Source organism: Tropicibacter alexandrii, from assembly GCF_003667315.2.
In the GTDB taxonomy this organism is placed as follows: domain Bacteria; phylum Pseudomonadota; class Alphaproteobacteria; order Rhodobacterales; family Rhodobacteraceae; genus Tropicibacter; species Tropicibacter alexandrii.
This window is the reverse complement of the sequence record NZ_RCTZ02000012.1, coordinates 1-11,846: the sequence shown is the minus strand read 5'-3', so window position 1 is coordinate 11,846 and position 11,846 is coordinate 1. Positions and strand designations below refer to the sequence as shown.

At 64.5% G+C, this 11,846-nt stretch carries 9 protein-coding genes; 6 read left to right on the top strand and 3 right to left on the bottom strand.

What is annotated here, in order from left to right; all coding sequences use genetic code 11:
• The first annotated feature begins 99 nt into the window (after window positions 1–99).
• The 3 genes from D8Z78_RS15360 (at window position 100) to purL (ending at window position 4,058) form a co-directional block, all read left to right on the top strand.
• Complete coding sequence (locus D8Z78_RS15360) at window positions 100–1,005, top strand: LysR family transcriptional regulator (protein ID WP_121631784.1); 906 nt, start codon at window positions 100–102, stop codon at window positions 1,003–1,005.
• 269 nt (window positions 1,006–1,274) lie between these two features.
• Entirely contained in the window at window positions 1,275–1,817 is a 543-nt protein-coding gene (locus D8Z78_RS15355) for a DUF6151 family protein (RefSeq protein WP_121631783.1), read from the top strand.
• Between the two features lie 81 nt (window positions 1,818–1,898).
• Complete coding sequence (purL, locus tag D8Z78_RS15350; RefSeq protein WP_121631782.1) at window positions 1,899–4,058, top strand: phosphoribosylformylglycinamidine synthase subunit PurL; 2,160 nt, start codon at window positions 1,899–1,901, stop codon at window positions 4,056–4,058.
• Window positions 4,059–4,097: 39 nt separating this feature from the next.
• Here the strand turns inward: purL and D8Z78_RS15345 are convergent, their stop codons facing one another.
• On the bottom strand, window positions 4,098–4,535 hold the full coding sequence (locus D8Z78_RS15345) for a calcium-binding protein (RefSeq protein ID WP_164932979.1): 438 nt from the start codon (window positions 4,533–4,535) through the stop codon (window positions 4,098–4,100).
• Between the two features lie 164 nt (window positions 4,536–4,699).
• Here D8Z78_RS15345 and D8Z78_RS15340 point away from each other — a divergent pair, with 164 nt between their 5' ends.
• Entirely contained in the window at window positions 4,700–5,383 is a 684-nt protein-coding gene (locus D8Z78_RS15340) for a M48 family metalloprotease (RefSeq protein WP_121631780.1), read from the top strand.
• Window positions 5,384–5,425: 42 nt separating this feature from the next.
• On the opposite strand, the gene D8Z78_RS15335 is transcribed toward D8Z78_RS15340, so the two are convergent.
• A complete protein-coding gene (locus D8Z78_RS15335) occupies window positions 5,426–6,442 on the bottom strand; it encodes a Hint domain-containing protein (RefSeq protein WP_121631779.1) in 1,017 nt (338 codons plus the stop codon).
• A 149-nt stretch (window positions 6,443–6,591) separates the two neighbouring features.
• Here D8Z78_RS15335 and D8Z78_RS15330 point away from each other — a divergent pair, with 149 nt between their 5' ends.
• Together D8Z78_RS15330 and D8Z78_RS15325 are read left to right on the top strand one after the other, a co-directional pair.
• Entirely contained in the window at window positions 6,592–7,371 is a 780-nt protein-coding gene (locus tag D8Z78_RS15330) for an SDR family oxidoreductase (protein WP_121631778.1), read from the top strand.
• 95 nt (window positions 7,372–7,466) lie between these two features.
• Window positions 7,467–8,618: a hypothetical protein gene (locus D8Z78_RS15325; protein WP_121631777.1), complete on the top strand. Its 1,152-nt coding sequence runs from the start codon at window positions 7,467–7,469 to the stop codon at window positions 8,616–8,618.
• Window positions 8,619–8,837: 219 nt separating this feature from the next.
• Here the strand turns inward: D8Z78_RS15325 and D8Z78_RS15320 are convergent.
• The coding region (locus D8Z78_RS15320) for a putative Ig domain-containing protein (RefSeq protein WP_206169695.1) at window positions 8,838–11,846 on the bottom strand (3,009 nt) is incomplete at its 5' end.

Sequence of the window (11,846 nt, the reverse complement as noted above, 5' to 3'; positions counted from 1 at the left end):
ACAGGAAAATCTTCATGTTTTTCAAGCCCGGGGTCATGTTTGTGTTAGCATTTTTGATTATGTCTTGTAGGTAGTGCGCGGGACAGCAAAGTGAATGTCATGGACTGGGACAAGCTCAGAATCTTTCACGCGGTTGCCGATGCGGGCAGCCTGACCCATGCGGGCGATGTGCTGCACCTGTCGCAATCGGCGGTGTCGCGGCAGATTCGTGCGCTTGAGGAATCGCTGAACACCACGCTGTTCCACCGTCATGCGCGCGGGCTGATTCTCACCGAACAGGGGGAATTGCTGTTCGATGCGACCCAGTCGATGTACAAAAGGGTCGAGGCCGCGACCGCGCGCATCCGCGACAGCGAGGAAGAGGTCTTTGGCAAGTTGCGGGTCACGACCACGCACGGGTTCGGCGCGCTCTGGCTGGCACCGCGCCTTGCCAAGCTTTACGAGACCTACCCCGACCTCAACATCGAACTCATGCTTGAGGAACGGGTGCTTGACCTGCCCATGCGCGAGGCCGATGTCGCCATCCGCATGAAAGAGCCCAGCCAGGCCGATCTGGTGCGCAAGCGCCTGATGTCGATTCGCATGCGGCTATACGCGTCGCCGGACTACCTCGCTCAACATGGCGAGCCGAAAACAATGGCCGATATGAGCCATCACCGCCTGATCTGCCAGAATCCCTCCTCCGCCCAAGTCAGCGCCGGCATGCAGCTGGTTCAGGAACTGCTGACCAACGACATCGAGCAGACGCTGACCGTGAACAACTATTTCGGCGTCTTGCAGGCGGTGATCTCGAACCTCGGGATCGGCGTCCTGCCCGACTACATCATCGAGGATTTCCCCAGCGTGGTCCGCGTGCTTCCTGATGTGGAATCAGGCGAAGTGCCTGTTTTTCTGGCATATCCTGAAGAATTGCGGCAGTCGAAGCGGGTCGCTGCCTTCCGCGATTTCGTGCAAGAGGAAATCATGGCACATCGCAGGTCAAGAAGGGCGATGGGCGCCGACTGAGATCAACCCCGGATTGAAACTCGCTCTGTGGTATGCAGATCACGCATAGCGGCAATGCTGCGTGTGCGACATGTTTTTCCTTGATCGTTTCAGTACCGATGCAATATTTGGCACATGAACGATGAAATGCGCATTCGCGCTTCATCTTCATACCTCCCTGTTGGACTACGGCCGAGCTTTGTGCTCGGCCTTTTTTTTGCCAAGGGGCTTGCCTCTTTCGGGTATGGGCGGAAAGCTGGCCGGGATCTTTGCAAGATGGGGGCTATTTCATGGCACGCGATCTGCGCTGCGCCTGTGGCGCGATGCACTGGACCATTGCCCCCACCGCGCCCGGCACGCGGCTGCGCTGCTATTGCAGCGACTGTCAGGCCTATGCGGCAGCGCTTGGTGCCGAGACGATGATGGATGACAAGGGCGGCACCGAACTGTTCCAGACCCTGCCCTCGGCGGTCACGATCACCAAAGGGGCCGAGCATCTGGCCAATCTGCGCCTGACGCCGAAGGGCCTGCTGCGCTGGTATGCGGGCTGCTGCAAGACCCCGATCGCCAACACGTTGAATGGCCCCCGCCTGCCCTTTGTTGGCATGGTGGTGCCCGCCAACAGCGACGGCTACGGCCCGCTGGTCGCCTGCGTCATGACCAAAAGCGCCAAGGGCGAGGTGCGGCAATACGGCTTTGCCCGGACCGGGGTGAACATTCTGGCGCGCGGCCTTGGGGCGCGTCTGCGCGGCCACAGTTCCGGCGCGCCCTTCTTTGCCGCCGGTCAGCCCGTCCGCACGCCCGTGATCCTGTCCGAGGGCAGCACCCCCTGACACTGGCCCATTGTCCTTGCGAACCCCATGTCATAAAGGGAGGCGCAACGCGACGCCTCCCAGCCTGACAGGATGTTTCCCATGCAAGAGCCGGCCATCACCGAAGACCTGATCGCAGCCCACGGCATCAAGCCCGATGAATATGCGGAAATCCTGCGCATCCTGAACCGCGAGCCGACATTCACCGAACTCGGCATCTTCTCGGCGATGTGGAACGAGCATTGTTCCTACAAATCGTCGAAAATCCACCTCAAGAAGCTGCCCACCACCGGCCCGCAGGTCATCTGCGGCCCCGGCGAGAATGCCGGTGTGGTCGATATTGGTGATGGTCAGGCCGTGGTCTTCAAGATGGAAAGCCACAACCACCCCTCGTATATCGAGCCTTACCAAGGGGCCGCGACCGGCGTTGGCGGTATCCTACGCGACGTGTTCACCATGGGTGCGCGCCCGATTGCGGCGATGAATTCGCTGTCCTTCGGTGAAAAAGACCACCGCAAGACCCGCCAGCTGGTGCATGGCGTGGTCGAGGGGGTCGGCGGTTACGGCAACGCGTTTGGCGTGCCGACCGTGGGCGGCGAGGTGCGCTTTCACCCCGCTTATAACGGCAACTGTCTGGTCAACGCCTTTGCCGCAGGTCTTGCCGATGCGGACAAGATTTTCTACTCGGCGGCCAGCGGCGTTGGTCGCCCGGTCGTGTATCTGGGGGCCAAGACCGGGCGCGACGGCGTCGGCGGCGCGACAATGGCCTCGGCCGAGTTCGACGAGAGCATCGAGGAAAAGCGCCCCACCGTTCAGGTCGGCGACCCCTTCACCGAAAAGCGCCTGATGGAAGCCTGCATGGAGCTGATGCGCACCGGCGCGGTGATTTCCATTCAGGACATGGGCGCGGCGGGTCTGACCTGTTCTGCCGTGGAAATGGGCGACAAGGGCGGGCTTGGCATCCGGCTGGATCTGGAAAAGGTCCCGCAGCGCGAAGCGAACATGACCGCCTATGAAATGATGCTGTCCGAGTCGCAGGAGCGCATGCTGATGGTTCTGGACCCGGCGAAAGAGGCCGAGGCCAAGGCCGTCTTTGACAAATGGGACCTCGACTTTGCCATCGTCGGTGAAACGATTGCCGAGGACCGCTTTCTCATCATGCATAACGGCACCTGCATGGCCGATATGCCGCTGTCGCGCCTGTCCTCCTCGGCCCCGGAATACGACCGCCCGCACGTGCCGACCCCCGCCGCCGAACCGCTGGCCGATGTGCCGCAGATCGACCCGATCGACGGGCTCAAGGGGCTGATCTGCTCGCCAAACTACGCGTCGAAGGCGTGGGTCTATGAGCAATATGACAGCCAGGTCATGGCGGATACGGTGCGCATCCCCGGCTTTGGCGCCGGCGTGATCCGCGTCGACGGGACGGAAAAGAAACTGGCCTTCACCTCGGACGTGACGCCGCGCTACGTGCGCGCCAACCCGGTCGAGGGCGGCAAGCAGGCGGTGGCCGAGGCCTATCGCAACCTGACCGCCGTGGGCGCGAAACCCTTGGCCACCACCGACAACCTCAATTTCGGCAACCCCGAAAAGCCCGAGATCATGGGCCAGTTCGTCGGCGCGCTGGACGGCATCGGGCAGGCCTGCACGGCGCTGGACATGCCCATCGTGTCGGGCAACGTGTCGCTGTATAACGAGACCGACGGTCAGGGCATCCTGCCGACGCCGACCATCGGTGCAGTGGGCCTGATCGCCGCCGACGAGGAGCCGATCCTCGACTATGCGCGAGACGGGCATGTGGCCCTTCTGGTGGGCCGCACCGGCAACCATCTGGGTCAGTCCGCCCTGCTCTACGAGGTGTTCAACCGCGAGGATGGCGACGCGCCGCATGTGGACCTCGACGAGGAACGCCGCAACGGTGAATTCATCCGCGCCAACCGCGCCTGGATCAAGTGCTGCACCGATCTCGCCGATGGCGGGCTAGCGCTTGCGGCCTTCGAGATGGCCGAGGCGTCCGGCGTGGGCGTACATCTGGATACGGACAACACCGCCGAACTGTTCGGCGAGGATCAGGGCCGCTACCTGATCGCCTGCAACTTCGATCAGGCCGAGGCGCTAATGGGCGCGGCGGGGCAAGCCGGGGTGACGATCCACACGGTCGGCAAGTTCGGCGGCGACACCGTGCGCTTTGGGGCGTCCGAAGCACCGCTGACGGAGCTGTCCGGCCTGTATCGCGGCACGTTCGGCGAGATCTTTGGCTGATCTGTCAACGCCCGGGGTCTGGCCCCGGGCGCCCGCATGTCACAGGATGTAATCGCTCGGATCGATCAGCGTATAGTTGAAATCCTGCAACACCACCTCGGCCACCATATCGCCACTGGTGGTGTCAAAGAACTGCAGGTAGGTGTCGCCATTCGCATCGGCGAGATACCCGACATATTGCCCGCCATTGATGTCGTTCACGTCGAAACCGAAGCCCGAGACGTCGATCCGGTCGATGCCGTCCTCGAAATCGGTGATGACGATGCGGTCGCTGTCGGGCGTGATGACGAACACATCCGCGCCGCTGCCGCCGGTGACGGTGTCGGACCCGCCGCCCGCGTCAATGGTATCGTCGCCGCGATTGCCAAAGATGAACTCGTCCGCACCGGTCCCGACCAGCTGATCGTCGCGGTTCGAGCCACTTAGCCCGCCGCCATTGCCACCGTTGCCGCCACCATTGTTTCCGCCTCTGGGCATGAAAGCCTCCTTCGTTTTCAAGAGGTTGATATCGGTAGCGGCACTCAACGCCATCGCGCGGCAACAGGGCATTCCGGAATACCGGACCTTTTCCGGATGCGCCCATGGCAATTCTGTCTGGCGGGTGGCTTTGCAAGGCGCACGGCCTGCCCCATATATGCCTCATGTTGAAATTTTCGCCCATCCTGCTGGCCATCCTCTATGCGCTCGTGATGTACCGCTTCTCGGTCTGGCGGACCTCGAAGGAGCTGGATCAGCGGTCGACCGAGCTGGCCGATCCCCAGCTGAAGCGCCTGACCGACCGCATGGCCAAGGCGCTCGACCTGAACCGGATCAAGGTGCACATTTACGAGATCGACCCGGTGAACGGGTTGGCCGCACCGGACGGACGGATCTTCATCACGCGGGGGTTCTATCGCAAATTCCGCAACGGCGAGGTGACCGCCGAGGAACTGGCCAGCGTGATCGCGCACGAATTGGGTCACGTGGCGCTGGGGCATTCACGGCGGCGGATGATCGACTTTTCCGGGCAGAACGCGATGCGGGTGGCTTTAGGCGCACTGCTCAGCCGGTTTCTGCCGGGGATCGGCATCTGGATCGCCAATGCGCTGACATCGCTTTTGGCGGCGCGGCTGTCGCGGCAGGATGAGTACGAGGCCGATGCCTATGCGGCGGCGCTGCTGGTCAAGGCCGGGATCGGGGTCGGCCCGCAAAAATCGCTCTTCGGCAAGCTGGAGGCGCTGACACAGTCCCGCGCCGGGTCCGCACCCGCGTGGCTCATGTCACATCCCAAAACCGCAGAGCGCATCGCGGCGCTGGAACGGTTGGAGGCGGACTGGGCGCGGTGATCTGGCACGAGGGCGGGGCGCCCGCCTCGCCCACTATCGCGCCTATCCCCCGGAGGAGCGGCGCAGCACCTCTGCCACGTTGGGACGGGCCAACAGGGTTTCCTGCACTTCCAGTGCGCGGTGATCGCTGCGACGGTGGCCGGGGATCAGGTCCGAGAGCCTCTCGTTGACCTCCTCCGGCAGCGCGTTCCGCGTGCGCGTGTCGACCAGCATCGATTCCGCCGCGATGCCCTCCGCATAGATGATCTGGTGGGCGTCGAAGAGCATCTGGTAATAGTCGACGAAACCCCCGGTGGCCCGCGTGACGGTGTCACCGTTCACAAGGTGCCGCGCCCGCACGAGGATTTCCGAGCGCCCTGCCCCCAATTCGTCCTTGCGCTGGTAGATGAACAGCCGGTGATCGGGCGAGACGACCAGATCGCGGATGTTGTTCAGCGCGCCCTCACGGATGCAGATCGGCGCAAAAGCCCCCACTGCGCGGGCCGTATGGTGGCCGATCCAGCGGATTTCCTGCGGGCCGTCATCGCGGGTCAGAACGCGGTCGCCGACCTTCAGATCCTCGACCGCGCGTTGCGCGCCGCTGGCCATGGTGATCATCGTCCCGCCGGTGAACGACACGCAGGCCACCTGCGCGAAGCGCTGCATTGCGCCGTCGCGATCCACCCCCACCAGCACGTAGTCGAGGCGCGGCGTCATGGGCGCGAGCGGCAGGAGGTGGATCTGCGCAACGTCACCCGCCTCGTCAACCTCGACAAGCAGCAGGCATTCGGTGGTATGGCCGTCGCCCGACATGAAGGTCACGCAGCAATCCAGATGCAGATCGGCCCCCGGCGTGCCGACCTCGCCGCCCTGAACGATGCGGAAGGGCGATGCGGCAGCGGGCAGGATCGCCAGCGTCGATTCGCCAGCCAGCGGCGACAGGCGGTAGACATCGTCCGGCACCAGTTCATCGGCAAAGCTCAGACCGTCCCCCATATTGGCACCATTGACCACGCGCAGGTGATCGGCCCTGTAGACATGCAGGGTCTGGACGGAACGGGCATGGTCGAACGGGGCCATGACAGGCGATACTCCCAATTGCGGGGCCAAGTCTGCACACCGGGCCTTAAACAAGTGTAACGCCCATTGTATGGCTTGGGAATGTGTCATCATATGGCCCGGCATCCGGCCATTTACAGGCCGTCACGAAACGACGAAGGGAGAGGCACATGGATCTGGGTATCCGGGGAAAGCGCGCGCTGGTTTGCGCGTCGTCGAAAGGTCTGGGACGGGGCTGCGCCGAGGCGCTGGCCGAGGCGGGGGTCGATCTGGTGATGAACGCGCGCGGCGCCGAGGCGCTGGAAGCGACCGCGCAAGGCATCCGCGACCGCTACAACGTGCAGGTCACCACCGTCGCGGCAGATATCGTGTCCGAGGAAGGCCGCGCGCAAGTGCTTGAAAGCGCGGGGGATATCGACATCCTCGTGACCAATGCAGGTGGTCCGCCCCCGGGCATGTGGCACGACTGGGGCCGCGAGGATTTCCTCAAGGCGCTGGATGCCAACATGCTGACGCCGATCGCGTTGATGACCGAGCTGATGCCGAAGATGATCGACCGCGGCTGGGGCCGCGTGGTCAACATCACCTCGCAATCGGTCAAGGCGCCGATCGCCGTGCTGGGCCTGTCGAATGCCGCGCGGACCGGTCTGACGGGTTATGTGGCGGGCACCGCGCGGCAAGTGGCGCCGCATGGCGTCGTGGTCAACAATCTGCTGCCGGGGATCCACGCCACCGACCGCGCCGTATCGCTGGATACGGGTGTATCCGAACAGCAGGGCATCTCGCTCGACGCGGCGCGCGCGCAACGCGAGGCGACCATTCCCGCACGGCGCTATGGCACGCCGGAGGAATTCGGCGCGATGTGCGCCTTCCTGTGCTCGCAGCATGCCGGGTTCATCATCGGGCAGAACGTTCTGCTCGACGGCGGCGCGACGCTGTCGACGATGTGAACCGCCTGCCTCCGGGCGGGCAAATTTCTTCGAAGAAATTTGACAAGGCCCTTCGAAGGGCCTTGGACGCCGCGCGTGGCAACGGGAGGAACAGCATGGCACGAGGACCGGATGGCAAGGGCGGCGGGGCGGGGTTTTCCCTTGCCGACCAATTGTTCAACGCTCAGAGCATCCGCGATCTGGCACAGCAGCACGCCGTCTTGCCCGGCTTCGAAGCCGGGCGGTTCGAGGCCCGCGCGGTGCAAGGTCTCGACGGGCGCGGCTTGCTGGAACGGCTGGACTGGCTGGCCAATTGCATGGAGGCCGAACTGCCCCGCGCCTTCCCCGCCATGGCAGACGCGCTGGAGGCCGCGATGCCACCACCGCTCGACCCGACGCGCAGCGATGACGATTTCGGGCGTTTCATCCATGCGGTGCCCGGCATCCTCGCCGTGCGCCACGGGCTGGAGGATCACCGCGACCGCGCGCTCGACCTGCTGCACGCGGCAACGCAGCGGTTCTCGATGGAATTCTACATCCGCCCCTTCCTGAACCGCTGGCCTGACGAAACGCTGAAGCGGCTCGACCGGTGGGTCGAGGATGACAATTATCATGTGCGCCGACTGGTTTCGGAGGGGACACGCCCGCGCCTGCCTTGGGCGCGCGGCATCACCCTGCCCCGCGTGACACCGTTGCGCTATCTCGATGCGCTGCACGCGGACCCGACGCGCTATGTGACGCGCTCGGTGGCCAATCACATGAACGACCTGTCCAAGGTCATGCCCGAGCGGGTCCTGACCCACCTGCGCGCATGGCAGGCACAGGCCCGCCAGCAGCCCCGGGAACTGGACTGGATCACCCGCCATGCCCTGCGCACCGCCGTCAAGCGGGGCGAGCGCGGCGCGCTCGACCTGCTGGGGTTCCGCGCGGGCCGCGTGACCGCGACCGCCATCCTGCGGGACGCTGCCCCACGCATCGGCGAGGCGCTGCGGATTGACGTGACGCTGACCAGCCCCGAAAAGCTGCCGGTGATGGTGGATTACCGCCTGCGGTTTCACCGGCCTTCGGGTCCCGCCGAGAAGGTCTTCAAGCTGAAGACCGCAACGCTCCAACCCGGCGCGCCTCTGACGTTGACGAAATCCCATGCGCTCAAGGGCGATGCGACCACGTTCCGGCTGCATCCCGGGCCACATGCGGTCATCGTACAGGTCAATGGTCTGGACGTGGCCGAGGCCAGCTTCGATCTGCGTCCGGCTCGCCCCGCCTAGCACGTCTGGATCGACCGGGCGCGCGCCCCTGCCCCGGTTGGAGAGGAAACCCTATCGGTCGACGACGGCGGCAGGCCGATGACCCTGCGGTGATGGGCAGCAACCTTTCCCGCACGGCTCAGTGTGTCACCGAGAGCAGCCACTGCTTTCCTGCCTGACACCACACACGGCCACACGATGGATCGGCGGGGCCCTGACACGGGGCCCCGCCGGCTCAAGTTACAAGACGAAGTCGGTATCCTGAAGGGTGATCAGACCGTTCATAAAGACGTAGAAGTCCTGAGCCCCATCGCCGTCCGTATCGGCAAACAGCAGCGTGCTGCTGGCGGTATGCACATAGCGCAATTCCCCCGCAGTCCCGCTGAAGCCCGACGTGCCGATGAAGGTAAACGCGTCGTCGCCAAGCGTGGTGCTGTCCGCGTCGATCCCCGACAGGTCGACCAGATCCGCGCCTTGGGTGAAGTCGCGAATGATGTCGCGCCCGCCGCTGGCAATATCCGAATCCGTCCGGCTTTCGAAGACGAACACGTCGTCCCCGTCACCGCCACGCAGGATGTCCCGTCCGTTGCCACCGATCAGCGTGTCGTTGCCTTCGTCGCCGCGCATGTTGTCATTGCCGTCGCCGCCGATCAGCAGGTCGTTCTCGGTGCCGCCAAAGATGACATCGCGCCCGGTTCCGCCGTCCAGCGTATCATGTCCGGTGCCGCCCAGTATCTGGTCGTTGCCGTCCTCGCCGTAGATCGTGTCGTCACCCCCCAAGCCAAAGAGCTGGTCCGCGCCGTCGCCGCCCCAGAAGCTGGTCTCGTTGCCAGTGCCGGTAAAGCGGTCGCGGTAGTCGCCGCCGATCAGGCCTTCGATGTTGAGCACGAATTCGGAATCGGTGCCGGTGGTGATCTGCGCCCCTGCGAGGTTCAGATTGACCGTGGTATTGCCGCCGAAGCCGCTGAAATCGCCGATATCGAAGCCGTCGCCGCCATCCATGCTGTCGGCCCCGTAGCCGCCGATCAGCAGGTCGTCGCCCAGACCGCCCTCGAGCGTGTCATTCGAGAAGCCGCCATCCAGCGTGTCGTTGCCATCCTCGCCTTGCAGCACGTCATTGCCGAGTTCGCCCACCAGCGAGTCGTCGTCAGCCCCGCCGCGCAAAAGGTCAGAACCGAAATTGCCGGTCAGCGTGTCGTTGCCGTCGCCGCCCTCCAGCGTGTCGGCCCCGTCCCCGCCATTCAGCACATCGGCACCGATCTGACCCAGCAGGCTGTCATTGTCATTGCCACCGTTCAGCGTGTCATCGCCGTCGCCGCCTTCGAGCGTATCGAGCCCGGCATCGCCGTTGAGCACATCGTTGCCGACCTGCCCCAGCAGATGGTCGTCATCGTCGCCGCCGTTCAGCGTGTCGTCGCCGTCGCCACCTTCGAGCGTATCGAACCCGGCTTCGCCGTTCAGCACGTCGTTATCGGCCTCGCCCAGAAGCGCATCGTCACCGATCCCGCCGTTCAACGTATCGTCGCCGGTGCCGCCCAACAGGCTGTCGGCACCCTCGGCCCCTTCGAGCAGATCGCCATCGCCGTAGCCCAGAAGCGTGTCATCGCCCTCGAAGCCGAACAGCCGGTCGAACAGGTTGCCCCCGGTCAGGTAATCGTTGCCCGAGGTCCCGTTGACTGCGTTCTGCTGCACGTTGATCGTGAAGGTGAGCGAGTTCGACAGGCTCTGGCTGTCGGTCGCGGTCAGCGTGACCTGAATGGTGCCAGAAACCGCGTCATCGGGCAGCCCCGTCAGTTCCAGCGTCACCGGGTCGAAGCTGAGCCAGCTTGGCAAGGCACCGCCGCCCGACAGGGTCGCGGTCACGGTCATCGGGTCGCCGTCCGGCTCCGAGAAGATCGTGCCCACATCGATCGAGTAGGTCCCGCCCTGCCGCCAGTATTGCGTGCCGACATAGGTGTCGATCACCGGCGCGTTGTCGAACAGGATCACCGTGCCATCGGCAAAGATCAGGCGCTCGACCCCGGACAGCGAGTCGCGCCCGTCCAGCGTGGTGCCACCCGTATGCTCGACATAGGTGGCAGCGTTGACGCTGCCGCCCTGCGTGATGGTGTATTCCGACTGCAGACCGTCGAACACCGCGTAATCGGTGCCGGCGCCGCCGTACAGAGTATCGTTGCCGAAGCCACCGCGCAGGCTGTCGAAGCCGTTGCCACCGGACATGTAGTCCGCGCCAGCGCCGCCGTTCAGCACGTCGTCGCCATTGTCGCCCTGCAGGTAGTCGTCACCGTCCTCGCCGTTCAGCGTGTCGCCGTCCTCGCCGCCAAACAGACTGTCGCCGTCGTCGCCACCATTCAGCGTGTCGTTCCCATCCTGACCGGCCAGCGTATCGCGGCCCTCGTCGCCAGACAGCAGGTCATTGCCGTCGCCGCCCTCGATGTCGTCATTGCCGAACCCGCCGGTGATCGTGTCCAGACCCTCGTCGCCATAGATCTCGTCCCGGCCAAAGCCGCCGACGATGGAATCGTCGCCCGCATCCCCGGTCAGCAGGTCGTCGCCATCGCCGCCATCCAGCGTGTCGTTGCCACGCCCGCCATACAGAAGGTCGTTCTCGGTGCCGCCGGTCAGGCTGTCATTGCCGTCCTGCCCCACCAGCGTGTCGTCGCCGACGCCGCCGGCGAGGGTCTCGTCCCCGATGGTGCCGGTGATGAAATCCGGGTCAACCGTCGTGCTGCCGAAGCCGCCCACCGGCACAAGATACACATCCGTCGCCCCGTTCTGCGACGCGTCATGCATCGCGACCCAGGTCCCGGTAAAGGTGCCCTGCAGCGTGATCGTCGTGTCGATGTCACCATCGCCGTCCATGTCGATCATCAGCTGGGTGTCCAGCCCGCCATTCACGAGGCTGGTCGAGATGTCCACATCGGTGAAGCGATAGCTTTGCAGGGTGATCCGGTCGCCATAGGCGAAATCGGTGATCACGTCGCCATCGAGCTGCCAATACGCGCCGTAGAACGAGTCGTCGCCCGCCCCGCCGGTCAGCGTATCGGCATCGCCCCCGCCATTGAGCGTATCGTCGCCGGTGCCGCCATCCAGCGTGTCGTTGCCACTGTCGCCGTTGAGCGAATCGTTGTCCGCCCCGCCCGAGATCGTGTCATCGCCGCTGCCGCCAAACCCGCTGTCATGGCCGTCGCCCCCGATGATCGTGTCGTCTTCGGTGCCGCCATACATCGTGTCATTGCCGATCCCGCC

Coding starts and splice junctions, on each gene's coding strand:
- D8Z78_RS15330 (WP_121631778.1), top strand. CDS start 6,592: ATGGATCTGGGTATCCGGGGAAAGCGCGCGCTGGTTTGCGCGTCGTCG.
- D8Z78_RS15360 (WP_121631784.1), top strand. CDS start 100: ATGGACTGGGACAAGCTCAGAATCTTTCACGCGGTTGCCGATGCGGGC.
- D8Z78_RS15340 (WP_121631780.1), top strand. CDS start 4,700: ATGTTGAAATTTTCGCCCATCCTGCTGGCCATCCTCTATGCGCTCGTG.
- purL (WP_121631782.1), top strand. CDS start 1,899: ATGCAAGAGCCGGCCATCACCGAAGACCTGATCGCAGCCCACGGCATC.
- D8Z78_RS15345 (WP_164932979.1), bottom strand. CDS start 4,535: ATGCCCAGAGGCGGAAACAATGGTGGCGGCAACGGTGGCAATGGCGGC.
- D8Z78_RS15355 (WP_121631783.1), top strand. CDS start 1,275: ATGGCACGCGATCTGCGCTGCGCCTGTGGCGCGATGCACTGGACCATT.
- D8Z78_RS15325 (WP_121631777.1), top strand. CDS start 7,467: ATGGCACGAGGACCGGATGGCAAGGGCGGCGGGGCGGGGTTTTCCCTT.
- D8Z78_RS15335 (WP_121631779.1), bottom strand. CDS start 6,442: ATGGCCCCGTTCGACCATGCCCGTTCCGTCCAGACCCTGCATGTCTAC.